Below are 25,105 nucleotides of genomic sequence, written 5' to 3' on the forward strand. Positions count from 1 at the left end.
GGCACCGCTACGCGTTCTGCGCGGTCGTGTTCGTGCTGTGCATCCTCCTCCTGCGCGTCGTGGTCGCCAGCCCGTTCGGCTACACGCTGCGCATGATCCGGGACAACCCGCGGCGCGCCGCGTTCCTCGGCGTCAACGTCCTGCGAGCCAAGGTCATCTCGTTCGTCGTCGCGGCGTCGGTCGCCGGCGTCGGGGGGATCATGCTGGCGCTGTTCACCTCCGGCGCGTACCCGGAGTGGGCGTTCTGGGCCCAGTCCGGCGAGGCGATCTTCATGATCATGCTCGGGGGCATCAACGCCTTCTTCGGTCCGCTGCTCGGCGCGCTGCTCCTGCGCATCATCAACGACCTCGTGCTCGCCTACACCGAGTACACCGAGCTCGTGACCGGCATCGCCATCCTCGTCGTCGTGCTGGGCCTCAGGCGCGGGGTGCTCGACTTCGTGTTCGACATCGCCGAGCGGCGACGCGAGCGCGCCGAGCAGTCCGCCCAGTCGGGCGCCCTCGCCAAGCGCGCGGCGGCGGAGTAGGGCGGTTGCTCGAGCTCAGGGACCTCGTCAAGGCGTTCGGCGGCGTCGTCGCCACGGACCACGTGTCGCTCAACTTCGCGCCGCGCTCGCTGAGCGCGATCATCGGCCCGAACGGGGCGGGCAAGACGACGCTGTTCAACCTGATGACGGGCCACCTCGCGCCGACGAGCGGGCGCATCCTCCTGGAGGGGCAGGACATCGCGGGCCTCGCGCCCGCCGCCATCGTTGCGCGAGGCATCGGCCGTGCGTTCCAGGTCGCCTCGATCTTCCCCTCACTCACCGTGGAGGAGCAGCTCATCGCGGCGGTGGCGGCGCACCAGAAGTCCAACGAGCGGATGCTGTCCGCCTTCCCGCCCGAGCCGGCTCGCCGCCGCGCCGGCGAGCTCATCGAGCTCCTGGGCATGGGGTCGGTGGCCAAGCGCTCCTCGCGCACGATCTCCCACGGTGACCAGAAGCTCCTCGACGTCGGGCTGGCGCTCGCCCTCGACCCCAAGGTTCTCCTCCTCGACGAGCCCACCGCAGGCATGGGCCCCGACGAGCGCTGGGCGATGATGGAGACCGTGCGGCGCCTCTGGACCCTCCAGCACATGACGCTGATCTTCATCGAGCACGACATCGACATCGTGTTCGACTTCGCGCAGCGCATCGACGTTCTGCGCTACGGCAAGGTGCTCGCCTCCGGCACGCCCGACGAGATCCGCGGCCATCCCGACGTCATCGAGGCCTACCTCGGGGTCGCCCACGAGGCGCGCGAGGAGGCGGGCGCGTGAGCGACGTCGTCCTCAGCGTCGAGCAGATCGACGTCTACTACGGTGCCTCGAAGATCCTGTTCGGCGTCGACCTCACCGTGCAACGCGGCCGCACGCTGGCGCTCCTCGGTCGCAACGGAGCGGGCAAATCCACCACCATGAAGGCGATCTGCGGGATCGCGCCGCCACGGAGGGGTCGCGTCGCGGTCCACGGGAAGGACGTCGCCGGACGCGCGCCCCACGTCATCGCCCGCCACGGCGTCGGCTACGTGCCCGAGGATCGCCAGGTGTTCCCTCTCCACACCGTGGAGGAGAACCTCACAATCGCTGCCAAGCCCGGCATGGACGGCGCGCGGGGGTGGACGCCGGAGAGGGTTTGGGAGAGCTTCCCCCTGCTCGCTGAGCTGAAGACGCGGCGCGCGGGGCTCTTGTCCGGCGGCGAGCAGCAGCTCCTCACCATCGCGCGCACGTTGATGGGGAACCCGGACGTCCTCCTCCTCGACGAGCCCTCGGAGGGGCTCGCCCCCATCATCGTCCAGGAGATCGGGCGGCTCATCCGTGCGCTGCGCGAGACGGGGGTGACCATCGTCCTCGCCGAGCAGAACATGCACTTCTGCCTCGGGCTCGCGGAGGACGCCGCCGTGATCGACAAGGGCCACATCGTCTATGCGAACACCATCGAGGCGCTGCGTGCGGACCCCGAGGTGACCTCGCGCTACCTCGCCATCTGACCGCAGCTTACCCGCGCGCGGGCCGGACGCCACCGTAGGGTGCCCAGGAGCCGGCGCAGAAGAAGCCGGCGTCCACGGGCAGGTTGACGCCGGTGATCGCCGCCGCCTCGTCCGACAGGAGGAACGCGACGGCGTTGGCCACGTCCTGCGGCAGCACCATGCGGCCGAGCGTGGAGTTCGCCTCGAGCAGCGCGGGCTCGCGGTGGCCCAAGTCGATCTGGTGCTGCAGCGCCGGCGTCAGCGTGTAGCCCGGCTCGACCGAGTTGACGCGGATGCCGCTGCGCCCCCACTCGCCGGCGAGCCCCATGGTGAGGTTGCTCACCGCTGCCTTCGTCGGTGCGTAGGCGTGGAGGGGGACCGAGCGCTCGGCCGTCACCGAGCTGATCGTCACCATCGCGCCCGCGCGTCGGCGCAGCATCCCCTTCGCGAACGCCACCAGCGTGAGGTAGGTGCCGCGCAGGTTGATGGCGACGACGTCGTCGTAGAGCGCCAGCGGCAGCTCCTCCGGCGGCAGTGGCGCCTGGACGATGCCGGCGGAGGTGACGAGCGCGGCGACGGGACCGACGTCCGCTTCGACCTGCGCAGCGAACGCGGTGATCGCGTCGGCGTCGCGCACGTCGACGTTGAAGGCGTGCCCGCCGAGCTCCGCGGCCACGCGGTCGGCCGCGTCGCGGTTCCGGTCGGCGACGACGACGCGCGCCCCACGCGCGGCGAGGAGCCTCGCGCAGGCCTCTCCGATGCCGCTCGCCCCGCCGGTCACCACGGCGACGCGGCCGTCGAAGCGGGCGGCCGAGCCTGTGTCCGACATCGCCTCCGGTCCGTGCTGCGCCATCGGTGGGTCAGCTCGCGATCTTCTGCGGGGCCCCGCGAGCGAGCACCTCGGCGGTGTGCTCGCCGTGCCGCGGTGGCGTCGTCGGGTGGCGCACCGGCGTGTCCGACAGCTTGAGCGGCGAGCCGAGCAGGCGGAGCGTCCCGTGCTTGGCGTCGGGCACCTCCACCACCATCTGCCGCTCGACGACCTCGCGGGAGGACAGCACCTCGTCCACCGTGCGCACCTCGCCGGCCGGCACGCCCGCCGACTTCAGCGAGGCGATCCACTCGGCCGTCGATTTGCCGAGGAAGATCGCCGCCAGCGTCGGGACCAGCGCGTCGCGGTTCAACACCCGGTCGCGGTTCTTCACGTAGCGCGGGTCCTGTGCCAGCGCGGGCTGGTCGATCACGCGCTGGCACAGCTTGGCGAACTGCGTGTCGTTGCCGACGGCGAGCACCAGTACGCCGTCGGAGGTATCGAACGTCTGGTACGGCACCACGGTAGGGTGCGCGTTGCCGATCCGCTCGTAGCCGCACCCGGTCTGGAGGTGCCCCGTCGCGACGTTGGCGAGCGTCGCGATGGCGCAGTCGAGGAGCGAGATGTCGACGTGCTGGCCGCGCCCGGTCCGGCCGCGGGCGATCAGCGCGGCGAGGATGCCCTGCACCGCATGCATCCCGCCGATGAGGTCGCCCACCGCGACGCCCACCTTGATGGGCTGGCCGCCGCGTTGGCCGGTGATCGCCATGATGCCGCTCTCGGCCTGGATCACGAAGTCGTAGCCCGGCTCCGCGGCCCGCGGCCCCGTCCGCCCGTAGCCCGACACCGAGCAGTAGATCAGCCGCGGGTTGACCTTGGCGACCGCCTCGTAGCCGAGCCCGATGCGGTCGAGCACGCCGAGGCGGAAGTTCTCCACGAGGACGTCCGCCTCCGCCGCGAGGGCGAGCACGGACCGCAGCCCCTCCGGGTCCTTGAGGTCGACGATGGCGGACTTCTTCGAGCGGTTCGCGCACATGTAGTAGGTCGATTCGCCCTCGATCTCCGGCGGCATCCAGGTGCGCGTGTCGTCGCCGTGGCCGGGCGCCTCGATCTTCCAGACCTCGGCACCGAGGTCGGCGAGCGTCTGTGCGCAGGAGGGGCCTGCGAGGATGCGCGACAGGTCGAGGACCTTGATGCCGTCGAGTGGGGTCATGACGCTCCGCCTTCGATGCCGCCCGCCCGCCGGGCGCGCGTATGGTGCCGATCGCCCGCTCCTAAGGCAAACCTTCGCCGCACGCGAAGGATTGTGCAGCACCCTTGTGCCAACGGTGCCTCATCGGCCACCATCCCAATCCTCGAACAGCCCGCGGAGGGGCCATGCCACTCGATCCCGACAAGCTCCTCAACCTCCACATCCCCGAGGTCCGTCACACGCTCACCTGGCGCGACACGATCATCTACGCGCTCGGCCTCGGCTACGGCGCGAACCCGCTCGACGAGGAGGAGCTGAAGTTCGTCGACGAGACCAAGCTGAAGGCGGTCCCTGCGATGGCGAACGTGCTCGCCTATCCGGGGTTCTGGATCCGCGACCTCGACACGGGGATCGACTGGGTCAAGGTCGTGCACGGCGAGCAGTCGGTGCGCATCCTGCGGCCCCTGCCGACCGAGGGGACGCTCTCCGGGCAGACGCGGGTGGTCGACCTCGTCGACAAGGGGGAGAAGGGGGCGCTCGTCATCTCCGAGCGCGCCATCGTCGACGAGGCGAGCGGGGAGACGGTGGCGACCATCCGGCAGACCGGGTTCTGCCGGGGCGCGGGCGGGTTCGGCGGCAAGCGCGAGTCCGATCACGTGCCGCAGCCGATCCCCAACCGCCCGCCGGACGAGAGCGTCACGCTGCCGACGGCCGACGGGCTGGCGCTGATCTACCGCCTGTCGGGCGACTACAACCCGCTCCACGCCGACCCCGAGGTTGCCAAGCGCGCGGGCTTTCCGAAGCCGATCCTGCACGGCCTCGCCACGTTCGGCATCGCCTGCCGCGGGCTGATGCAGGCGTTGTGCGACAACGAGCCGGAGCGCGTGCGCGGGCAGGACGGGCGCTTCTCCTCCCCGGTCTATCCGGGCGACGCGATCACCGTCGACATGTGGCGTGAGGAGCCGGGCGTCGCGAGCTACGTCGCGCGGGTCGCCGAGCGCGAGGTGACGGTGCTCGCCAACGGACGTTTTGAATACGACGCGGTGCACTGAGGCCGTGGCACGGTGCGTGATGGTCGCCGGCGCGTCCGGGCTCGTCGGCGAGGCGGCGACGCTGGCGTTCGCGGCGCGCGGCGAGCCGGTCATCGCGGTGTCGCGCCGGCCGCCGCGGGCAGCGGACGGCGTGCGCCACGTCGCCGTCGACCTCACCGACGCCGATGCGGTGCTCGCGGCGGTCGCCGGGCTGCCTCCGGTCACCCACCTCGTCTACGCCGCGCTCTACGAGAAGCCCGACCTCGTCGCTGGCTGGCGCGATCCCGACCAGATGGCGACCAACCGCGCGATGCTGGACGCGCTCCTCACCGCCGTCGCCGACCGCGGCGCGCTCGCCCACGTCAGCCTCATGCAGGGGACGAAGGCCTACGGTGTCCACCTGCGGCCCATCGCGGTCCCGGCGCGGGAGGACGCGCCGCGCCACGCGCACGACAACTTCTACTGGCTGCAGGAGGACCTCCTGCGCGAGCGCGCTGCCGAGCACGGCTTCGCGTTCACCATCTGGCGGCCGCAGGTCGTGTTCGGCGAGACGGTCGGCGTCGCCATGAACCTCGTTCCAGCGTTGGGCGCCTACGCCGCGATCCGGCGCGAGGAGGGGCGGCCGTTCTCCTTCCCCGGCGGTCCGCCCTACGTGCTCGAGGCGACCGACGCCCGCCTCCTCGGTCGCGCGCTCGCCTGGGCGTCGGAGGCGGAGGCGGCCGCGAACGCGACGTTCAACATCACCAACGGCGACGTCTTCGTCTGGCACAACGTGTGGCCGGCGATCGCCGACGCGCTCGGCGTCGAGCCCGGGGAGCCCGAGCGCCACTCCCTCGCGTCCCTGCCCGAGAAGGCCGACGTCTGGGAGCGCGTGGTCGCCCGCCACGGCCTCGAGCCGACGCCGCTGCCCGCCCTCCTCGGCGCCTCGCACCTTTATGCCGACTTCGCGTTCGCCACCGGCGCGTCGCGCCCACCGCAGCCGGCCCTGGTGTCCACCGTCAAGGTGCGGCAGGCCGGCTTTCACGAGTGCATCGACACCGAAATCATGCTGCGCGAGCTCATCGCTGCGCTGCAGGAGCGGCGCATCATCCCGCCGCGATGAGGGAGGACGGCATGGGCGAGGCGCGCTGGACGAGGCGTCCGGAGGGCTCCAACTGGGGCGACTTCGGACCTGACGATCAGGTAGGGCGCATGAACCTCGTCACGCGCGAGGCGCGGCTGCGCGGCGTGCGCGAGGTGACGGAGGGCATCGCCTTCTGCCTCAGCCTGCCGCTCGACTACCCCGGCGGCAACGCGCTCGTGCGTCACCGCCATCCGCCGAAGTTCCACATCGCCGAACGGGCAGGGCGGACCAACTACCACTTCGAGATGAGCCACGTCTGCGGCGCGTTCTCCGACGCCATCTGCGACGACGCGGTGACGCTCTTCACCCAGTACTCGACCCAGTGGGACAGCCTCGCCCACGTCGGCTCGCGCTTCGACGCCGACGGCGATGGTGAGGCGGAGATCGTGTACTACAACGGGTTCCGCGCGGGGACCGACATCGTCGCACCGGGCGGCGTGCGCGAGGCCGGCGCCGACCGCCTCGGCATCGAGAACCTCGCCGTGACGGCGGTGCAAACCCGGGGCGTCCTCGTCGACCTCGAACGCGAGCACGGCCGCACGCGGGCGCTGATCTCCTACGACGACCTCATGCGCACCATGGACGCGCAGGGCGCGGCGGTGGAGCCGGGCGACATCCTGTGCCTCTACACGGGCTTCGCCGACGTTGTCCTGTCGATGGAACGGTCGCCGGACCCCGAGACGCTGCACTCGTCCTGCGCGGTGCTCAACGGGCGCGACGCGCGGCTGCTGAACTGGATCACCGACAGCGGCATCGCCGCCCTGTGCGCCGACAACTTCGCGGTGGAAGGCTACCCCGCCGAGCCGGGGGAGGGGGAGCGCTACGCCGGGCTGCCGCTCCACGAGCACTGCCTGTTCAAGCTCGGACTGCACCTCGGCGAGCTCTGGTACTTCTCAGAAGTCGCGGCGTGGCTGCGCGGCGCCGGCCGCACCGGCTTCCTCCTCACCGCGCCCCCGCTGCGTCTGCCCCGCGCCGTCGGCTCGCCGACGACGCCCGTCGCGACGGTCTGACCCGACGCCGAGGCGAGGCGTGGGCGGACTACACGCCAAAAGGAAAATTTCGCAACCGCATTTTTGTCTAGCGTTGTAGTTGACCCGGCGAAAATGATGCAGTTATGTCGAAGCATCAGTGCTGTTGCGTACGGTGCCGCGGGTGGGGCATCCACCTGACACTTACGCAAGTGGCATCCCCATGATGAACCTGTTTTCGTCGTCCGGTTCGGACGACCGCGCACGGCTGCGCATCCTTGCGCCGACTCGTTACGTCTGGACGTTCAGCGGCCCTCGTCGGTCGCGACACAAGGTCATTCGTAAACCGTTCGTTCCGTTCAGTCGTATTGACCAGCGCATCGAAGGCCTTACGGTCTTCCCGCCGACGGGCAAGCGCATCGACCTGGTCCACGCCTTCAACCGCGTTCCCATCGGGACGAAGCCCTTTGTGATCGGGTTCGAGTCCCATCTGCCGCGGGCGTTCGGGACCAAGAAGAGCCGGCCCTACCGCTGGATGATCCGGACGCTCGTGAGCCAGCGCTGTCGCAGCATCGTCGCCATCTCAGAGTTCGCCAAGAACAACTTCCTTCACGATCTGCGGCACTGCACCGACGACGAGGCGAGGACCCTGCAGTCGAAGGTCGTGGTGCGCTTGCCCTCCGTGCGCTCCGTTGCGCCGACCATCCCGCCGAAGCCGAGCGCGACCGCGGGCCTGCGTCTCCTGTTCGTGGGCAGCCACTTCGCGCGCAAGGGCGGATGCGTGGCCCTGCGCATCGCCGAGCTCGCCCACGAGCGGGGGCTGCCGATCACGCTCGACATCGTGTCTGACTATCAGGTCGGCGCGATCTCTTGGACCGATCCCACGAACCCGGACTACTACACGGACTACTGGAAGCTGAGGTCGCTTCCCAACGTCCGCTGCCACGGCGCTTGCCCCAACGACGTCGTCCTGTCCCTGATGGAGTCGGCGCACGTCGTCCTCCTGCCGACGTTCGGGGACACCTTCGGCTTCTCGGCGATCGAGGCGCTGGCGGCCGGGGTCCCCGTGCTCGCCACCACGCAGGGAGCGCTGCCGGAGTTCCTGGTCGACGGCGGCAACAGCATCCTCCTCGACCTGCCGACGAAGAAGTCCGGCGAGTGGGAGTGGCTGGGTCACCCGAGGCGGGACTCCACCGAGTTCGAGGTCGCGCACAGGAGTGCGGTCGAAGCGCTGGCGCAACGCTCCATCGAGCGGCTGGCCGCCGTGGCCGCCGACGACGCCGGCTACAGGCGCATGGCAGCCGCCGCAAGGCAGACCGCGCTGGACCTCTTCGATCCGGAGTTGGCGAACGCGTTCTGGGACGACACCTACGTGCGCGCCCATGCGATGGGCCGCGGGCTCGCCGGCGGGTTCGCCGAGGTCGATCTTAGCGCCGCCGGAAGCCCGGGCATGGTGCTGGACGCCTGAGCGGGCGGCATCACGCGCCGCGGATGGTAAAGCGCGGCGCGGCGAGGTTGCGGGGCACGAGCGCCGAGCGGGTCTCGATGCGGGGCACGACCCGGGTGCGCACGCCGCCGCCCCCGGCCGGGCCGCAGCAGTAGAGCGCCGTCACCTCTTGCAGCGCGGCCGCGACGCGGGGTCGGTCGCCGTCGCGCACGGCGAGCCTCACGCGCACGTCCTCGGCCGCCGGCCAGGATGCGTCCTGCCACAGCGCGCCTGCGTCGCTGTCGAACGCGCTCGAGACGCCGATGAGGTCGATCCTGTGCATGAGGTCGAGCCCGCGCAGCGCGAGGCGGGCGCGCAGCGTCTCGGCGGCGAGCTCACCGCGAGCGCGAGCGTTGGGACCGGCGTAGGAGATCTCCGCCTCGCCGAGCCAGTCGCCGGCGAACCCGACGGTCGCTTTCAGGAGCTCGGGAGCCGGGTGTCCGCGGGCGCCGCGCACCGCGATGCGGTCCGGGCCGTCGTCGGCAAGCTCCACCCCGGTGATGTCGAGCGTCACGTCCGGCGTGAGGTAGGCCGCCGGATCGTGGATCTCATAGAGCAGCTGTTCGGTGACCGTACGCCGGTCGACGCACCCGCCGGTGCCGGACGGCTTGGTGACGACGAACGTCCCGTCCGCCTCGGCCTCGGCGATGGGGAAGCCGATGGCCTCGGGCGAGGGCACGTCCTTGACGCCGGGGTCGGCGAAGTAGCCGCCGGTGACCTGCGCGCCGCACTCGAGGAGGTGGCCCACGAGGGTGCCGGCGGCGATGCGGTCGAGGTCGTCCCACGCCCAGCCGAAGTGGGCGACCAGCGGCCCCAGCGCGAGGGCCGGGTCCGCGACGCGCCCCGTCACCACGATGGTCGCCCCGGCGAGGATGGCGTCCGCGATGGGCCGTGCGCCGATGTAGGCGTTGGCCGAGACCGGCGCAGCGTCCACCGGCGGCAACGCGCGCTCCCCCTCCCACACCTCATGCTGCGCAAGGTCGATGGCGCCCACGACGTCGTCCCCCTCGACGACGGCGATCGTCGGCGCGACGCCGGCGTCGGCGGCGAGCCGCGCGATGAGGTCCGCCGCCGCCGGCGGGTTGGCGCAGCCGAAGTTGCCGACGATGACGATGCCGGCCTCGGCGCACGGCGCCAGGATCGGCGCCAGGAACTGCGCGAGGAGGGGCTCGTACCCGGCGCCGGGGTCTTGGCGGCGGGCCAACGTGCCCAGCGCAAGGGTGCGCTCGCCGATGGTTTCGAACAGGATCGCCCCGCCGCGTCCGTGCCGCGCGATCTCCGCCACGACGGGACCGGCGGCGTCCACGCGGTCGCCGGAGAAGCCTGCTCCTGAGCCGATGCGGTAGGTCATGGGGGGTCTTCCGTCGGCGGCCATCGTCCCGCTAGTGTTCCCTCGCGCGGAGCGAAGGGCAAGCACGATGGACGAGGCTCACGAAGCTCCCCCGGGCGAGGCAAGCGTGCGCGTGCCGCTCCACCGCATCGCCCACGCGCGATCGGGTGACAAGGGGAACCGGCAGAACATCAGCCTCATCGCCTACGACCCGGCGCTGTGGCCGACGCTGCTCGCCGAGGTGACCGAGGCGCGCGTGCACGAACTCTTCCGCCATCGCGGGGCGTCGGTCGTGCGCCGCTACGTGCTGCCGAAGCTCCATGCCATGAACTTCGTCATCGACGACGCGCTGGAGGGCGGCGTCAACGCCGCGCTCGCGCTCGACACCCACGGCAAGACCGGCTCGTTCCGCCTCCTCGCCATGGAGATCGCCGTGCCGGAACGGCTCCTGCCGTCAGGCGGCTGAAGGGGCGCGGCATCGAATGCGTGCCACGCCACTTGTGATTCACGCTCCGCCGCACGATGCTCCGCCGGTCCAGAAGGGCCACGCAGCGCCCGACCGCCCCCGACGTGAGGAACCGCACCGTGACATTCCGCGACATCATCCCCTCGCTCCGGATCCCCGTCATCGGGGCGCCCCTGTTCATCATCTCGAACCCGGACCTCGTCGTCGCCCAGTGCAAGGCGGGCATCATCGGCTCGTTCCCGGCGCTCAACGCGCGCGAGGGGGACGGCGAGCCGATCATGCTGGAGGCCTGGCTGAAGCGCATCAGCGAGGAGCTCGACCGCTACAACCAGGCGAACCCTGACCGTCCGGCCGCGCCCTACGCCGTCAACCAGATCGTCCACCGCACCAACCAGCGCCTTGAGCGCGACCTCGAGATCTGCGCCAAGTGGAAGGTGCCGGTGTGGATCACTTCCCTCGGCGCGCGGGTGGAGGTGAACGAAGCGGCGCACTCGTGCGGCGGCATCGTGCTGCACGACGTCATCAACGACCGCTTCGCCCGCAAGGCCATCGAGAAGGGGGCCGACGGGCTGATCGCCGTGGCGGCGGGCGCGGGGGGACACGCCGGCGCGCTGTCGCCGTTCGCCCTGGTCCAGGAGATCCGCCGCTGGTTCGATGGGCCCATCGCCCTGTCCGGCGCCATCGCGCGGGGCGACGCGGTCCTCGCCGCGGTCGCCATGGGAGCGGACGCGGCCTACATCGGCACGGCGTTCATCGCCACCCAAGAGGCGAACGCGGTCGAGGCCTACAAGAGGATGATCGTCGAGGGCGGCGCCAACGACATCGTCTACTCGGACCTCTTCACCGGCGTCTGGGGCAACTACCTGAAGCCGTCCATCGCCGCGGCGGGCATGGACCCGGAGGACCTGCCGCGCAGCGACCCCTCGAAGATGAACTTCTCCTCCGGGTCGTCCAAGCCGAAGAGCTGGAAGGAGATCTGGGGCTCGGGGCAGGGCATCGGCGTCATCGAGAAGGTGGTGCCCGCGGCCGAGCTCGTCGAGCGGCTCGCCACCGAGTACGAGGCGGCTCGCGCTCGCCTCTTCTCCCAGCCCGCCGCACCGGCGCGGCGCGAGTACGCGGTCAGCGCGTAAGGCTACGCAGGCGAGGCGACCTTCGCCCGGGCGAGCTCCTCGTCGCGCAGCGTCCGACGCGACGGCTTGCCCACGGCGGTGCGAGGCAGCTCCTCGCGGAACTCGATCTCGCGCGGCACCTCGTGCCGGCCGATGCGCTCGGCGAGGAACTCGGCCAGCTCGTCCAGCGTGAAGCTTGCTGTCCCGGCACGGCGCACGATGAACGCCTTGGCCGCCTCGCCGCGGTAGTCGTCCGGCACGCCGATGACGATGACCTCGTCCACCGACGGGTGCTCGGCGATCGCGTTCTCGATGACGAGGGGATAGACGTTGAAGCCCGAGGAGACGATCAGGTCCTTCTTGCGGTCGACGATGTAGAAGTACCCCTCCTCGTCCATCGACCCGATGTCGCCGGTAAGCAGCCAGCCGTCGGCGAACGCCGCGGCGGTCTCCTCGGGTCGCTGCCAGTACCCCTCGGTGACGTTGGCGCCGCGGATCGCGATCTCGCCGACCTCGCCGGCGGGAAGCGCACGGGAAGGCTCGTCGAGGGCGACGATCCTGAGGTCGATGCCGGGCAGCGGAATGCCGATGGTGCCGAGCTTGTCCTCCGGCAGCGCGTCCGGGACGATGGTGCCCGCGGGCGACGTCTCGGTCATCCCCCAGCCCCCGCGCAGCGCCAGGCCGGTGAGGGAGCGCACGCGGCGGAACAGCTCGACCGACAGCGGCGCGCCGCCGGACGCGACGTAGCGCAGGCTCGACAGGTCCCGGGCCTCGATGTTCGGGAGCTGGGTCAGCGCGATCCACAGGGTCGGCACGCCGCCGAAGGAGGTCACGTGCAGCCGCTCGATGGTGTCGACAGCCTCCGCCGCGTCGAAGCGCTGGCGCAGGACGACGCAGCCGCCCTCGTCGACGCGGCGCAGGAGGTTCGTCGTCAGCCCCATGATGTGGAACAGCGGCGAGTAGGTGAGCGTGACGGTGTCGCCTGCCGTCGAGGGGGCGTTGTCGAACCACGCGCGGTACATGGCGACAGCGGCGGTGAGGTTGCGATGGGACAGCATCGCCGCCTTGGGCACCCCCGTGGTGCCGCCGGTGTATTGCAGCAGTGCGAGGTCGGACGGCGCCACGGGGGCGGGATCGAGGGGCGCGCCGGCGTGGGGCGCCACGAACTCGTGGGCGCGCACGCCGTCGCCGAACAGGGGCTCGTCGGCCCGCAGCGAGATCGGGTCGTCGCATAGGACGACCTCGTCCACCGCGCCGGCCGCCTTCAGCGTCAGCGCGCGCTCGGCGAACAGCGGCGTCGACAGCGTGATGGCGAGCCGCGCGCCGCTGTCGGCAGCCTTGTGCTGGAGCTCGCGCGGGGCGTCGAGCGGGCTGAAGTGGGTGACCACGCCGCCCGCTGCGAGCACCGCGAAGAACCATACCGGATGGAACGGCGTGTTCGGCAGGTAGAGCGCCACGCGCTCGCCGCGGCGCAGCCCGGCCGAGCGCAGCGCGACGGCAGCGGCCGCGACGCGTTGGCCGAGCGCCTCGAACGTGACGGTCTCGCCGTAGTACTCGACTGCCGGTTGCGCCGCGTGGCGCAGCACCGCGTCCGCGAGCATGGCGGTCAACGTGCTCGGCTCGGGGTCGAAGTCGTGCGGCACACCCTGTGGCAGCAGCGCGCTCCACGGACGCGAATGCCCGCTCAACGGCCGGCTCCCCGAGCCAAACCGGCCGATCGACGCGCAGCGTCGAAGGGGCACGCACCCACACAGGGTCGGGTCACCGGCGCCTCCCATGTTCGCCCGCGGTGCGGCGACCGGCCTGCCCGCGGTTTGACAGGGACGCTAGGAAGGGTTGTATGACAGGTCAACGAGGGTTCGCGCGCAGGGCGACATTTGCGCGAGGAGGAAGGATGCTCGACCGCAGGTGCGAGGACGCCCAGGCCGCGTTGAGCGGCCTTGCGGACGGTGCGAGCATCGCGGTGTCGGGCTTCGGCGAGGCGGGCCGGCCCAACACGCTGCTCGCGGCCGTGCTCGCGATGGGCGTCAAGGACCTCCACGTCATCTCCAACAACCCAGGCGAGGGAGAGGTCGGCCTCGCCCCGCTGTTCCTCCATGGCCGGGTCGCGCGGCTGACGTGCTCGTTCCCGCGCGGCGCGCTCGGCGCGATCGTCGAGTCGCAGGTGCGTGCCGGCGACCTCGTGGTCGAGGTGGTGCCCCAAGGCACGCTCGCCGAGCGCATCAGGGCGGCCGGTGCGGGCATCCCGGCATTTTACACGCCCACCGGCTACGGGACGGCCGTCGCCGAGGGCAAGGAGACACGCGAGTTCGGCGGGCGAGGCCACGTGCTCGAGCTCGCGCTGCCCGCCGACGTCGCCCTCGTCAAGGCACGGCAGGGCGACCGCTGGGGCAACCTCACCTACGACCAGACCGCGCGCAACTTCGGCCCGATCATGGCGACTGCGGGGCGGCGCACCGTCGTCGAGGTGGATGAGATCGTGCCGCTCGGCGAGCTCGATCCCGAGCGCGTGGTGACCCCGGGCATCTTCGTCGACGCCATCATCACCACGCAACCGATCACCGAGGCACGCTGGAGGCCCGCCGCATGACACCGATGACCCGCGATGGCATCGCGCGGCGCCTGGCGCAGGACGTCGAGGACGGCTGGCACGTGAACCTTGGGATCGGCATGCCCGAGCACGTCGGCGACCAGCTCGCCGGCCGCGAGGTAGTTCTGCACTCGGAGAACGGCATCCTCGGCATGGGACCGACGCCGCCCGCCGGCGCGGAGGATCCCAACCTCATCAACGCCGGGAAGAAGCCGATCACCAGGGTCAAGGGTGCGAGCTTCTTCGACCATGCCCTGTCGTTCGCCATCGTGCGTGGCGGGCACCTCGACCTGTGTGTGCTGGGCGCCTACCAGGTCGCGGCGAACGGGGACCTCGCCAACTGGTCGCGTGACCACGGCGACCTCATCCCAGCCATCGGCGGCGCGATGGACCTCGCGGTGGGTGCCAAGCGCATCTGGGTGATGATGAACCACACGGCCAGCGACGGCGCGCCGCGCATCCTGGAGCGCTGCACGTACCCGCTGACCGCCCAGGGGTGCGTCAAGCGCATCTACACCGACCTCGCGGTGCTGGTGGTGACGGACGACGGCCTCCTCGTGGAGGAGATCCTGGGCGACCTCACCGCGGACGAGCTCGCTGCCCGCACGGGCGCGCCACTCACGTTCGCCCGAAGCGTTGCGCGTAGCGCCGCCTAAGCGTTCTGCCTCCCTAGGTAGAGGCGATCCATCGTGACGCGCTGAGGGAGGGACCGCTCGGGGCGGGATGGGGGCGTCGACGCGCCGCCGGGCGGGGACGTCCGGCTGCAACCGATGTTCAGATCGCGCGTGCCCTTCTATGCTGTTCCTTCGCCGGGCAAGCGATCATCGCTCGCGGACCCGGCACCCCCGCACCCGACCGGACCCCCCATGCGCCTTGCCGGAGAAGAGCTGCAGCCCCTCGTCACGCTGGCGACCTTTGCGATCGGCATCGCCGGCGGGTTGGTCGCCAAATGGATCGGCGCGCCGCTGCCGATGCTGCTGGGCTCTGTGGTCAGCGTCGGCACCTTCGCGATCCTCGGACTGCGCGCCTACGGCGGTCCGCCGAAGATCCCGATGTGGCTGCGACTGGTCTTCCTGCCCATCATCGGCGTGTCCATCGGAGGCGCGTTCACCCCGGCGATCCTCGCGGACCTTGCAAGTTGGTGGCCGACGCTCCTCGCGGTGTTCGTCTACGTCCCGGTCGTCCACTGGCTCGGCTACCAGGAGTACAAGCGCCTCGGCCGGCTCGAGCCGCGCACGGCGTACTACGCCGCGGTCCCCGGTGGCCTCATCGAGGTGATCGCCATGGGCGAGGAGGCCGGCGCGGACCCGGCGATGCTCGCCATGCTCCAGTTCCTGCGGCTGATCCTCACGATCCTCCTCGTGCCCCTCGCCTTCTCACTCTTGGAAGGAGGTCCCGTCGGTTCGTCCTCCGGCGCGGTGCTGTCCAAGCTCGACCGCCCGGACGCTTTCGATGCCGCGTTCCTCTTCGTGCTGGGAGCCGCCGGCTTCTTCGGCGGACGCTGGATCGGGATGCCCGCCTACGTCATCACCGGTCCGATCCTGATGAGCGGGGTCGCGCACCTGTTGGGGCTCATCGAGACCGTGCCGCCGAGCTGGCTGATCGAGGTCACCCAGCTCGTCGTCGGCGTCAGCCTCGGCACGCGCTTCGTCGGCATGGAGCTGTCGCTGGTGTGGCGCGCCCTGCACCTTGCCTTCATCAACATCCTCGGCACGATGGTGTTCGCCGTCGTGCTGGCGCTCGTCCTTCACGGCGCGGTGGGCCAACCCACGGAGGCTGTGACCCTCGCGTTCGCGCCGGGCGGCCTCGCGGAGATGGCGCTCGTCGCGGTCTCGCTCGAGATGAGCGTGGTCTACGTAACGGCGCACCACGTGGTGCGCATCATCTTGTCGGTCTCCATCGCCAAGATGTTCGCCCGTCGCGTTGCCGGCGCCGACGCTACCGGTCGAAGAACAGGCTCGGCAGGGTCAGCGCCACCTCCGGGAAGGCAATGATGATGAGCAGCCCCACGATCGTCACGATCACGTAGGGCGCGACGGACTTGTAGATGTCCCCCATCGTCACCTCCGGCGGAGCGACGGCCTTCAGGTAGAACAGGTTGAAGCCGAACGGCGGTGTCATGTAGCCGATCTCCATCATGATGACGAAGAGGATGCCGAACCAGATCGGATCGAACCCGGCCGCCGAGATGATCGGCAGGAACACCGGCAGGGTGATGAGCATGATGCCGAGCGGATCGAGCACCATGCCGAGGAAGAACAGGAGCACGAGCATGAACGCGAGGGAGCCGTAGGCGCCGCCGGGCAGGTAGCTCATGGCACCGGAGATGAGCTCCTGCGCGCCCAGCGCCGTGTAAGCGGTGGAGAAGGCGTGCGCCGCGAACAGGATCCACATCACCATCGCGGTGAGCTTCAACGTCGCGATGGCCGAATCCTGGATGTTCTTCAGGTTCAGCGCGCCGTTGACGAGGCTCGCGAGGAGCGCGCCGAACACGCCGATGGCCGCTGCCTCCGTCGGCGTCGCGTAGCCGCCGAAGATCGCGCCGAGCACGATGAAGACGATGAAGATCGGCAGGATGACGGCGCGCAGCGACACGAGCTTGGCGCGCCAGCCGCCGCGCTCCTCGAGGGGCAGGGCGGGGCCGAGGTGCGGCTGGATCCAGCAGCGCACGCCGATGTAGATCGACACGAGGACGAACAGCAGGATGCCGGGCCCGATCCCGGCGGCGAACAGGCGCCCCACCGAGACCTCCGACAGGAGCGCGTAGAGCACCATGAGGATCGACGGCGGGATGAGGATGCCCCACCCACCGCCGACGTTGATCGCACCAATGGCGAGCTGCTTGTCGTAGCCGCGCTGGAGCATCGCCGGCAGCGCGATGGTACCCATGGTGACGACCGCGGCGCCGGAGATGCCGCACATGGCGGCGAAGATCGCGCAGATCGCCACGGTGCCGATGGCGAGCCCGCCGCGCAGCCCGCCGAACCACACATGCATCATGTTGTAGAGGTCGCGTGCGACGCCCGAGCGTTCGAGCAGCATCGCCATGAACACGAACAGGGGGATCGCGACGAGGGTGAAGCTACTCATCGCGTCCCACATCTTCGAGGCAACGATGTAGAAGCCGACCGAGCCCATCTCGAAGAACAGGAAGATGACCGAGATGCCGCCGAGGACGAAGGTCAACGGCGTGCCGATGAGCAGGAAGAAGACGAGCGACCCGAAGAACAGGACCGTGAGGAGCTCGGCGCTCATTCCTGGATCTCGCCGCGGGCGGCCTTGTCGCGGATCATCTCCTCGTCGGGCTGCTTGCCGAACACGTCCTCAGGCACCGGCAGTCCGAGGAGGACGCGCACGTCCGCCCAGACGCGCACGATGCCCTGGGCGAGGAGGAGCGCGGCGGCGACGGGGATCGCGGCCTTGACCGGCCAGACGGGTCCCTTCCACGCGCTCATCGTGCGCTCCCACCGCTCGATGGAGTCGGCGGCGAGCGACCAACCCTGCCAGAGGAGGACGATCATGAAGAGGAAGAACAGGAAGCTGGTCGCCACGTCGACCATCGCCTTACGACGCCGGGAGAAGCGGCCGTAGATGATGTCGACGTTCACGTGGCCGCGCTCGGCCATCAGATAGCCGCCCGCCAGGATCGCATAGCCGCCGAACATCAGCGTGGCGAGCTCGCTGGTCCAGATCGCCGGACTGCCGACGAAGTAGCGCATGACCACGTCGGCGAACAGGAAGGCGAACAGCGGGATGATCAGCCAGGCGAGCACCTTGCCGATGAAGCGGTTCGTGGAAGTGATGAAGCGTGCGATCGCGAACACGTCAGGCCCCATGGCAGGCGTACGGCAGCAAGGGCCACCGGGACGCGGGCATCGACGACAGGACGGGCCACCGCCAACCGGTGCTGCGGGCAAGCGGTGCGTGGGAGGTCGCGCCGCTGGTGCGACGCGACCTGTCTTGGCGTCGGCTTAGAGGTAGCCGAGCTGCGTCATCAGCTCGCGCAGCCGGTCGGCCGCCTGCTGGGCGAGCTCGCCACGCTGGGACTCTTGCTCGATGATCTGCTGCGACGCTTCCGTGAACCTATCCAGAACGTCCTGCGGCAGCTCGATGACCTCGACCCCCTGCGACTCTTGCCCCTCTGCAAGGGCGAGCTGCTCCATGAGCTGATACTCGGTCGAGCGGAGGAAGAAGCGTTCGTTGACGAGGTTCGTGAAGGTGGTGCGCAGGTCGTCCGGCAACGCCTCGTAGGCATCCTTGTTGACGATGTAGGCGTCGACGGTGATGCCGAGCGCGGGGGTCAGGTGGTACTTGGCGACCTCCCAGAGGCTCATGGACTGGGCGCCCTGGGCGGCGCCCCAGTGCGCCCCGTCGACGACGCCCGAGGAGAGGGCCTGGTAGAGCTCGGACCCCTCGACCATCTGCGGCGCCGCGCCGACGGCCGAAAGGTAGTCCATCATCGTGCCTGCTGAGCGCAACTTGAGCGATTCGAAGTCCTGCGCCGACGTGATCGGCTGCTTCACGACGAGCTCCGTCGGATAGACCTTCTCGGAGAAGTAGATGACGCCGGCTGGGTTGAGCTCCTGGTTTAGTAAGTCCTCGACCCCCATGTTCTTGATGTAGTGCATCATCTCCCACTCCTCGCGGAGCGAGCCTGGAATGCCCATGGCGAACGCGTAGGTCTGTGCCTCGTCCTGCAGGTACGAAGGCGAGGTGGTGCCCATCTCGACCACGCCGCGGCGCACGAGGTTGTAGATCTCAGGGCCCTTGGCGAACTCGCCGGCGCCGAACAGCTCCAGGGTGAAGCGGCCTTCGGTGCGCTCCTTCAGCTGGTCGGCCAACACCTGCAGGCTGTCGTCGAACGAGGCCGACGCCTTCGGCCAGTGCGACTGGACGCGCCAAGTCACGCTCTCCTGCGCCGCGGCCGTCGTGCCGAGGGCCATCAGCGCCACCGCACCGGCGGCGGCGCCAGCCAGGACGCGGCGACGGTCGAGCCCGTTGCAATCGCTCATTAAATCCCTCCCCAGGGTCGGCGGGTCGCTCGCGCGCCCGCCGTTGTTGGACGTGTTGTTCGATGAGGACGTTATCCCATCGTCTACCAACAAGACAGGGGGCGGAGGCGCCGTCAATCGGAGCCCTGCGCCGCGGCCGCCCCGGCTGGCCGGAGGGCGCGACGCGCGGCGCGGAGCGGACGCCGCAGCGCCCCGATCGCGGTGAGGAGGCCGAGGACGACGATGGCGATGCCGACGGCCTGCATGGGTTCCGGCACCTCGTTCGCCACCGGGACGCCGATGAGAATCGCAATGACCGGCACCAGCGCAGGGAACACTGCCGCGCGGGAGGCGCCGATGAGCTGCGCCGCCCGGGTGTAGGCGAGGATCGCGACGATGCCGGACAGCACCCCCTGCACGACGAGCTGGGCGACCAGCGTCGGTCCGGGCAGCGCGGCGATGCGCTCGAGGCTGTCGAAGGCAAGGTACCACGGGACGAACACGGCGGCCGACAGCACCGACAGCGAGGCGGTCGCCGCGACCGGGTCGATGTCCCAGCGCTTGGCGGCGACCGCGAACAGCGCCCACAGGAGCCCCGCGGCGACGAACATTGCGTCGCCCGCCAGCGCAGCGATGCCCCCGGTCGCAAGGCCGGGGCCAGCGATGGCCGCGAGCCCGGCGAGGATCGTCCCCGCCCCCACGACGCGGGACGCGGTCAGCGACTCTCCCAGGAGGAGCGCCGCGAAGGCCAGCCCACCGAGGGTCGCCGCGGCGGGCTGGAACACTGCGCCGTGGGCCAGCGGCGCGAGTTGGTACCCGCCGGCCGAGAGGATGATGAAGAGCGGACCTGCGAGCAGGGCAAGGACGAGGCTGCGGGACCAGCCGATGCCCGCGAGGCGGAGGGGCCGGTGCGCGAGCAGCCAGGGGAGCATCAGTGGCCCCGCCACCGCGAAGCGCATGAAGGCGATGTCGGAGGGCGAAAGGCCGGCGTTGGCGCCGGCGCGGCTCATCGCCATGTAGGCGCCCCAGACGACCGCGGCGAGGATGCCCAGCGCGACCCCCAGGGAGGCCGCCGCGGGCGCTCCCGCGAGTGGGGTCGGTTTTGCGGCCATGGTGGTCATCGGTGATCTCCTCTTCGGGCACGGTCAAGGGGCGCGCCTCGGAAGCCTGGCGTCGTTCAGCGGCGCAGGGCGACGACCGCGCCGACGACGAGGCCGAAGACGAGGTGCCCGACGAGCGAGGCCCAGGTCAGCGCGATGAAGCCAAGGAACGGCGGCAAGCCCGCGAAGAGGTGCGCCATCACGTAGAGCGCGAATACCCACAGCCCGACCCCGAAGCCCGCTGCCACGATCGGCCATGGCAGGGCGACGCCGAGCGCCGAGCCCACCCTGCGAGCCAAGGGCAGTGCGACGAGAAGGTAGCCGAGCGGGTAGGCAACAACGCCGACGAAGGCATGGATCGCCTCAGCCAGCGGCCAGTTGTTGAACCCGAACACGGACTGGATGAGCGCGGCCGGCTGCAGCGGCCCGCCGACCCACAGCGGGGTGAGGGCGCGGGCCCACACCTCCCAGGCGAGGTCGGCGGCGACGCCCGCGAGGAGCGCGGTGGTTGCGAGGCGGACGAGGTCGTCACGGTCGAGGGACCGGTCGAAGGTGGTGGTGAGTGACATGGGTCGGCTCCTTGTTTGGCGTTGAGGATCAGGCAGCGGCGCGCTGGGCAGCGGGGCGCGACCACTCGAGGCCGGCCATGAAGGCGTCGTTCGGCGTCTCGGCGAGGTGGTTGGCGTAGTTCGAGATGAGCTTGGTCGCGGCGCCGACGAGCACGTCGAGGACGGCGCGGTTGTCGTAGCCGGCCGCCTTGAAGGCGGCGACGTCGGTGGGGGCCACCTCACCGCGCTGGCGCGTCACGAGGGCGGCGAAGCGGCGCAGCGCCTCGAGCCTCGCGTCGGCGAGGGGGCGCCCGTCGCGGACCGCGGCGATCGCCTCCTCCGGCACGTGGGCGCGCCTCGACAGCCCGGTGTGGCCGGCCATGCAGTACTCGCAGCCGTTCTCGTAGATGATGGCAAGGTAGGCGACGTTGCGCTCCACGGGGGTCAGCGACGTCCGCTCGAAGATCGCCCACAGCGTCCCGTAGGCCTCGAGCGCCGCCGGGCTCTCGGCGAGCACGGTGTGGAGGTTGGGCACGAAGCCCCAGGCGGCGCGAACGTCGTCGAGGAGCGGGCGAGACGCCTCGGGTGCGCTCGCATCGGTGTGCATGACGAAGTCGTTCTTCATGGCGTGTCTCCCTGCGATGGCCGGATCGTCCGGCGCCCTCCCCACATCGGTCATTCCGCGTTGCCGCGGCAGGCGGGCATCGGCGATAAGGTTCATTCCAAGGGGGAATGGCGACATGGATCGGCTTGGCGCGATGCAGACGTTCGTGCGCGTGGCGGAGGCGGGATCGTTCTCCGCCGCCGCGCGCCTCCTCGAGGTCGGGCAGCCCGCCGTGTCGAAGACGGTTGCGCAGCTCGAGGCGGCTCTCGGCGCGCGCCTCGTGGTGCGCTCCACGCGGCAGATCGCGTTGACCGAGGACGGGCGTCGCTACCTGGAGCTCGCGCGTGCCGCCCTCGAGGCTGCGGACGCGGCCGACGCCAGCGTCGGCGGGCGCAGCGCCGATCCGCGAGGCCTGGTGCGGCTGGCAACGTCGGTCGCGTTCGCCCGGCTCCACATCGTGCCGAGGCTCGGCCGGCTGTTCGAGCGCCATCCCGGGATCACCATGGAGCTCGTGCTGTCCGACGGGTTCGTCGACCTCGTGGAGGCGGGCGTCGACGTCGCGCTCCGCATCGGCGTCCTCAAGGAGGCCGGCCTCGTCGCCCGTCGCGTCGGGCTCGCCCACCGCATCGTGGTCGCCCATCCCGGCTACTTCGCCCGCCGTGGACGGCCGCAGCGGCCCCAGGATCTCGCCGCGCACGACTGCGTGGTCTACACGCAGCTCGCCACCGGCAACCTCTGGGAGTTCGAGGGACCGGAGGGCGCGGTGTCGGTGCCCGTGTCCGGCAGGCTGCGGGTCTCCACGGCCGACGCCATGCGCGAGGCGGTGCTGGAGGGTCTCGGCGTCGGCGTCACGCCCACATGGATGTGGCGTGACGAGGTCGCTGAGGGGCGGCTGGAGCGCGTGCTCGCCGCCTACGAGCCGACCGCGCGGCCCGTCATGGCGGTCTTCCCCGAGCGCCGGCTCGTCTCGCCGAAGGTGCGCGCCGTTGTCGACTTCGTCGCCGAGGAGTTCCGGCGCGACGCCGCGCTGTCGCCCTCCTCCTAGGCTTGCCGCGCCGTCCCGCGGCGGGTGCGCGCCCGGAGCGCTCCGAAGACGGGGACCGCCATCGACGCGAGCGTGACCAGCAGGAAGCCCACCACGATGGGCCGCTCCAGGAAGCGCCACCAGTCGTGGTCGAAGATGATGAGCGACTGCTTGAGGCTCCCCTCGACGAGCTCGCCGAGGATCAGCCCCATGATGATCGGCGCGGCGGAGAAGCCGAAGCGCTGCAGGACGAAGCCGAGGAGGCCGGCGAGCACCATGATCCACACGTCGAGCACGGATTGCTCGAGCGCGTAGGCGCCGATGGCGGCGAGGATGAACACCGACGGCCACAGGAAGCGCAGTGGGATCAGCGTGATGCGCGCGAAGAGCTTTGCGCCGACGAAGCCGAACACGCCGAACGCGAGGTTCGACAGGAGCATGGCGAGGAAGATCGCGTAGAGCAGCGTCGGCTGCTCGGTGAAGAGGTGCGGGCCCGGTCGCAGGCCGTGGACGAGGAGCGCGCCGAGGATGATCGCGGTCGTCGCCGAGCCCGGGATGCCGAGCGCCAAGGTCGGCACCATGGCAGCGCCCGTCGCCGCGTTGTTGGCGGCCTCCGGCCCCGCGACCCCGCGGATGTCGCCGCGGCCGAACTTCGACTTGTCCTTCGCCCAGCGCTTGGCTTCGTTGTAGCCGATCATCGCCGCCACGGTGCCGCCCTCGGCCGGTAGCAGGCCGACGAACGCGCCGATGCCGCAGGAGCGGGCGATGGTGGCCGCGCAGCGGCGGAAGTCCTCCATCGTCGGCAGCTTCACCGCGTCGACCGCCATGCGCACCTTTTGGGTGCCAAGCTCGGACGCCTGCTTCAGGAACTCGGCTCCGGCGAACAGGCCGATCATCACCGGGATGAAGTGGATCCCCTCCGACAGCTCGAAGTTGCCGAAGGTGAAGCGGTCGACGCCGGTGGTGAAGTCCATCCCGATGGTGGCGAGCAGCACGCCGAACGCGCCGCCGATGAGGTTCTTGATCGCGCTCTCGCCGGAGATGGTGGCGAGCATCGAGAGGCCGAACAGCGCGAGCGCGAAGTACTCTGGCGGTCCGAAGTTGTAGGCGACGCGCGACAGCGCCGGCGCGGCGACGATGAGTACGAGGACCGAGAAGACGCCGCCGATGACGGACGCGATCGCCGCCATCCCCAGCGCCTTGCCGGCGAACCCCTGCTGCGCCATCGGGAAGCCGTCGAACGCGGTCGCCGCGGCGGGCGGCGCCCCCGGTGCGTTGACCAGGATGGCGGTGATCGAGCCGCCGAACGTGCCCGCGCAGTAGAGCGCGGACAGCAGCGCGATCGCCGCGATCGGGTCCATGGTCAAGGTGAACGGCAGGAGAAGCGCCGTCGCCATCGTCGAGGAGAGCCCCGGCATCGCGCCGACGACGACGCCGCCGATCGTCCCGATCAGGACGATGAAGAGGAGGTAGGGATCGGTGAAGGCGACGAGCGCGGAGAGGAAGCCGTCCATAAGGTCTCCGAGCCGGCGGTCAGCCGAACAGGTTCTGGATCACACCGGGCTCGAAGCGCACGTCGAGGAGCTCGACGAACACCACCCAGATCGCGGTGGGGAAGATCACGCAGTAGAGCAGGAGTGGCACGGGCCGCCGCTCGCCCCACAGGATGGGCATGGCGAGCGCGAACACGATCATCGCGACCATGATGCCGAGCCGCTCCAGCGCGGCGACGAAGGCGACCATCATCGCCGCCGTGACGAACACCGGCACGGGAGGCCGTCGGCGCAGCGGCTCCTTGAGCGGCAGGCCGAGGACGATCATCAGTGCGCCGAGGACGGCGATCACCGCGATGACGAGGCGCGGGAACGTCGCCGGCTGGACGTTCTGGGCGAGCGCGGCCGGCGCCTCCTCGAAGCTGAGCGTCACCCAGTAGGCGAGGCCGCAGAAGGCGAGCAGCACGACCCCGACGAGGAGGTCGCGCGGCCATCGCCCCCCGGTGCGACCCTCCGGATCGCGGGGCGACGACATGCGCGGTGTCCTACAGCAGGCCGAGCTCTTCGAGCGCCGACTGGCTCTCCTCGTAGATCCGCATGATGTGGTCGCCCCACTCCTCCTGCCCGACGACGGACGTCGCGGGCATCCCGCCGGCCTCGAGGTAGTTGGTGTACTGCGGCGTCGACATGCCCTCCACGATGCCGTCGGACAGCGTGTCGACGACGTCCTGGGGAACGCCAGACAGGACGACGAAGCCACGCACCGTGGAGGCCGTCGCATCGACCCCCGCCTCCTTCGCGGTCGGCGTGTCGGGCAGCGCGTCGATGCGCTCCTCGGACAGCGCGGCGATGGCCTTCAGCTCCCCGGCGTTGAACTGGGACTCGCCCTCCGCGTAGTTGAGCAGCGCCACGTCGACGTTGCCACCCACGAGGTTGGTCACGATGTCGCCGCCGCCCTTGAACGGCACGATGGTGTAGGGGATTTCGGCCTTCTTGGTGAAGGTGTGGATCGCGACATGGTCTGCGCCACCGGCGAAGGTGGTGCCCCACTTGAGGCCGCCCTCGGCCGAGTTCGACGCCTCCACGAGGTCGTCCATGGTCTCGATGTCGGAGCTCGTCGGGACCGCGATCACCATCGGGTCGTCGGTGGCCCGCGCGAGGGGGACGATGTCCTCGATCGTGAGCGGCACCTTCTCCTGCAAGATGTTGAAGATGTGGCTCTGGGTCAGCGTCATGATCGTGTGGCCGTCGCGCGG

Annotated in this window: 26 protein-coding genes; 13 read left to right on the top strand and 13 right to left on the bottom strand. The window is 70.4% G+C overall.

The features are described 5' to 3' along the window. From ACOOE8_RS00005 to ACOOE8_RS00015, 3 genes are all read left to right on the top strand, one after another. A partial coding sequence (locus tag ACOOE8_RS00005; RefSeq protein WP_420391215.1) for a branched-chain amino acid ABC transporter permease occupies positions 1 to 527 on the top strand: 527 nt, incomplete at its 5' end. 5 nt (positions 528 to 532) lie between these two features. Then, positions 533 to 1,297: an ABC transporter ATP-binding protein gene (locus tag ACOOE8_RS00010; RefSeq protein WP_420391216.1), complete on the top strand. Its 765-nt coding sequence runs from the start codon at positions 533 to 535 to the stop codon at positions 1,295 to 1,297. Continuing rightward, positions 1,294 to 2,007 carry an ABC transporter ATP-binding protein gene (locus tag ACOOE8_RS00015; protein WP_420391217.1) on the top strand — a complete coding sequence of 238 codons (714 nt, stop codon included), beginning with the start codon at positions 1,294 to 1,296 and terminating at the stop codon, positions 2,005 to 2,007. The genes ACOOE8_RS00010 and ACOOE8_RS00015 overlap by 4 nt, the downstream gene beginning before the upstream one ends. 7 nt (positions 2,008 to 2,014) lie before the next feature. Here the strand turns inward: ACOOE8_RS00015 and ACOOE8_RS00020 are convergent, their stop codons facing one another. Together ACOOE8_RS00020 and ACOOE8_RS00025 are read right to left on the bottom strand one after the other, a co-directional pair. Next, positions 2,015 to 2,815, bottom strand: a complete 801-nt coding sequence (locus tag ACOOE8_RS00020) for an SDR family NAD(P)-dependent oxidoreductase (protein ID WP_420391218.1) — start codon at positions 2,813 to 2,815, stop codon at positions 2,015 to 2,017. A 31-nt stretch (positions 2,816 to 2,846) separates the two neighbouring features. Continuing rightward, the gene (locus ACOOE8_RS00025) at positions 2,847 to 4,007 is read right to left on the bottom strand and encodes a CaiB/BaiF CoA transferase family protein (protein WP_420391219.1); all 1,161 of its coding nucleotides are present in this window, start codon (positions 4,005 to 4,007) and stop codon (positions 2,847 to 2,849) included. Positions 4,008 to 4,171: 164 nt separating this feature from the next. On the opposite strand from ACOOE8_RS00025, the gene ACOOE8_RS00030 reads away from it, so the two are divergent. From ACOOE8_RS00030 to ACOOE8_RS00045, 4 genes are all read left to right on the top strand, one after another. Then, complete coding sequence (locus ACOOE8_RS00030) at positions 4,172 to 5,038, top strand: MaoC/PaaZ C-terminal domain-containing protein (protein WP_420391220.1); 867 nt, start codon at positions 4,172 to 4,174, stop codon at positions 5,036 to 5,038. 19 nt (positions 5,039 to 5,057) lie between these two features. Beyond that, positions 5,058 to 6,119, top strand: coding sequence for an NAD-dependent epimerase/dehydratase family protein (locus ACOOE8_RS00035; protein ID WP_420391240.1), 1,062 nt, complete (start codon positions 5,058 to 5,060; stop codon positions 6,117 to 6,119). A gap of 11 nt (positions 6,120 to 6,130) precedes the next feature. Then, positions 6,131 to 7,150, top strand: coding sequence for a cyclase family protein (locus tag ACOOE8_RS00040; protein ID WP_420391221.1), 1,020 nt, complete (start codon positions 6,131 to 6,133; stop codon positions 7,148 to 7,150). A 181-nt stretch (positions 7,151 to 7,331) separates the two neighbouring features. Beyond that, positions 7,332 to 8,576 (top strand): glycosyltransferase family 4 protein, encoded by a 1,245-nt coding sequence (locus tag ACOOE8_RS00045; protein WP_420391222.1) that lies wholly within the window; start codon positions 7,332 to 7,334, stop codon positions 8,574 to 8,576. Between the two features lie 10 nt (positions 8,577 to 8,586). On the opposite strand, the gene ACOOE8_RS00050 is transcribed toward ACOOE8_RS00045, so the two are convergent. Further along, positions 8,587 to 9,945 (bottom strand): acyclic terpene utilization AtuA family protein, encoded by a 1,359-nt coding sequence (locus ACOOE8_RS00050; RefSeq protein ID WP_420391223.1) that lies wholly within the window; start codon positions 9,943 to 9,945, stop codon positions 8,587 to 8,589. 67 nt (positions 9,946 to 10,012) lie between these two features. On the opposite strand from ACOOE8_RS00050, the gene ACOOE8_RS00055 reads away from it, so the two are divergent. Next, positions 10,013 to 10,390, top strand: coding sequence for an AtuA-related protein (locus ACOOE8_RS00055; RefSeq protein ID WP_420391224.1), 378 nt, complete (start codon positions 10,013 to 10,015; stop codon positions 10,388 to 10,390). 119 nt (positions 10,391 to 10,509) lie between these two features. Next, positions 10,510 to 11,520, top strand: coding sequence for an NAD(P)H-dependent flavin oxidoreductase (locus ACOOE8_RS00060; protein ID WP_420391225.1), 1,011 nt, complete (start codon positions 10,510 to 10,512; stop codon positions 11,518 to 11,520). A gap of 2 nt (positions 11,521 to 11,522) precedes the next feature. Here ACOOE8_RS00060 and ACOOE8_RS00065 read toward each other — a convergent pair whose 3' ends face one another. Then, positions 11,523 to 13,187, bottom strand: a complete 1,665-nt coding sequence (locus tag ACOOE8_RS00065) for an AMP-binding protein (protein ID WP_420391226.1) — start codon at positions 13,185 to 13,187, stop codon at positions 11,523 to 11,525. Between the two features lie 206 nt (positions 13,188 to 13,393). Here ACOOE8_RS00065 and ACOOE8_RS00070 point away from each other — a divergent pair, with 206 nt between their 5' ends. The 3 genes from ACOOE8_RS00070 (at position 13,394) to ACOOE8_RS00080 (ending at position 16,083) form a co-directional block, all read left to right on the top strand. Further along, positions 13,394 to 14,089: a 3-oxoacid CoA-transferase subunit A gene (locus ACOOE8_RS00070; RefSeq protein ID WP_420391227.1), complete on the top strand. Its 696-nt coding sequence runs from the start codon at positions 13,394 to 13,396 to the stop codon at positions 14,087 to 14,089. Next, the gene (locus tag ACOOE8_RS00075; protein WP_420391228.1) at positions 14,086 to 14,745 is read left to right on the top strand and encodes a 3-oxoacid CoA-transferase subunit B; all 660 of its coding nucleotides are present in this window, start codon (positions 14,086 to 14,088) and stop codon (positions 14,743 to 14,745) included. Before ACOOE8_RS00070 ends, ACOOE8_RS00075 begins: the two co-directional genes overlap by 4 nt. Positions 14,746 to 14,955: 210 nt before the next feature. After that, positions 14,956 to 16,083, top strand: a complete 1,128-nt coding sequence (locus ACOOE8_RS00080) for an AbrB family transcriptional regulator (RefSeq protein WP_420391229.1) — start codon at positions 14,956 to 14,958, stop codon at positions 16,081 to 16,083. On the opposite strand, the gene ACOOE8_RS00085 is transcribed toward ACOOE8_RS00080, so the two are convergent. The 6 genes from ACOOE8_RS00085 to ACOOE8_RS00110 all read right to left on the bottom strand — a co-directional run bounded on the left by ACOOE8_RS00085 (position 16,028) and on the right by ACOOE8_RS00110 (position 21,353). Further along, a complete protein-coding gene (locus ACOOE8_RS00085; protein ID WP_420391230.1) occupies positions 16,028 to 17,344 on the bottom strand; it encodes a TRAP transporter large permease in 1,317 nt (438 codons plus the stop codon). The two genes, ACOOE8_RS00080 and ACOOE8_RS00085, sit on opposite strands and share 56 nt — an antisense overlap. Continuing rightward, positions 17,341 to 17,913: a TRAP transporter small permease subunit gene (locus ACOOE8_RS00090; RefSeq protein ID WP_420391231.1), complete on the bottom strand. Its 573-nt coding sequence runs from the start codon at positions 17,911 to 17,913 to the stop codon at positions 17,341 to 17,343. Before ACOOE8_RS00090 ends, ACOOE8_RS00085 begins: the two co-directional genes overlap by 4 nt. 147 nt (positions 17,914 to 18,060) lie before the next feature. Continuing rightward, positions 18,061 to 19,101: a TRAP transporter substrate-binding protein DctP gene (gene dctP, locus ACOOE8_RS00095; RefSeq protein ID WP_420391232.1), complete on the bottom strand. Its 1,041-nt coding sequence runs from the start codon at positions 19,099 to 19,101 to the stop codon at positions 18,061 to 18,063. 113 nt (positions 19,102 to 19,214) lie between these two features. Further along, on the bottom strand, positions 19,215 to 20,201 hold the full coding sequence (locus tag ACOOE8_RS00100; RefSeq protein ID WP_420391233.1) for a DMT family transporter: 987 nt from the start codon (positions 20,199 to 20,201) through the stop codon (positions 19,215 to 19,217). 56 nt (positions 20,202 to 20,257) lie between these two features. After that, a complete protein-coding gene (locus ACOOE8_RS00105) occupies positions 20,258 to 20,749 on the bottom strand; it encodes a hypothetical protein (RefSeq protein ID WP_420391234.1) in 492 nt (163 codons plus the stop codon). A gap of 28 nt (positions 20,750 to 20,777) precedes the next feature. After that, a complete protein-coding gene (locus ACOOE8_RS00110) occupies positions 20,778 to 21,353 on the bottom strand; it encodes a carboxymuconolactone decarboxylase family protein (protein WP_420391235.1) in 576 nt (191 codons plus the stop codon). A gap of 115 nt (positions 21,354 to 21,468) precedes the next feature. Between ACOOE8_RS00110 and ACOOE8_RS00115 the strand changes: the two genes are divergently transcribed. Continuing rightward, entirely contained in the window at positions 21,469 to 22,377 is a 909-nt protein-coding gene (locus ACOOE8_RS00115) for a LysR family transcriptional regulator (protein WP_420391236.1), read from the top strand. Here the strand turns inward: ACOOE8_RS00115 and ACOOE8_RS00120 are convergent. From ACOOE8_RS00120 to ACOOE8_RS00130, 3 genes are all read right to left on the bottom strand, one after another. After that, positions 22,374 to 23,870 carry a tripartite tricarboxylate transporter permease gene (locus tag ACOOE8_RS00120; RefSeq protein ID WP_420391237.1) on the bottom strand — a complete coding sequence of 499 codons (1,497 nt, stop codon included), beginning with the start codon at positions 23,868 to 23,870 and terminating at the stop codon, positions 22,374 to 22,376. The genes ACOOE8_RS00115 and ACOOE8_RS00120 overlap by 4 nt on opposite strands. Positions 23,871 to 23,889: 19 nt before the next feature. Further along, positions 23,890 to 24,384, bottom strand: coding sequence for a tripartite tricarboxylate transporter TctB family protein (locus ACOOE8_RS00125; protein ID WP_420391238.1), 495 nt, complete (start codon positions 24,382 to 24,384; stop codon positions 23,890 to 23,892). Positions 24,385 to 24,394: 10 nt separating this feature from the next. Then, on the bottom strand, positions 24,395 to 25,105 hold a 711-nt coding region (locus tag ACOOE8_RS00130), incomplete at its 5' end, for a tripartite tricarboxylate transporter substrate binding protein (RefSeq protein ID WP_420391239.1).

Source organism: Acuticoccus sp. (assembly GCF_965213555.1).
Lineage (GTDB): Bacteria > Pseudomonadota > Alphaproteobacteria > Rhizobiales > Amorphaceae > Acuticoccus.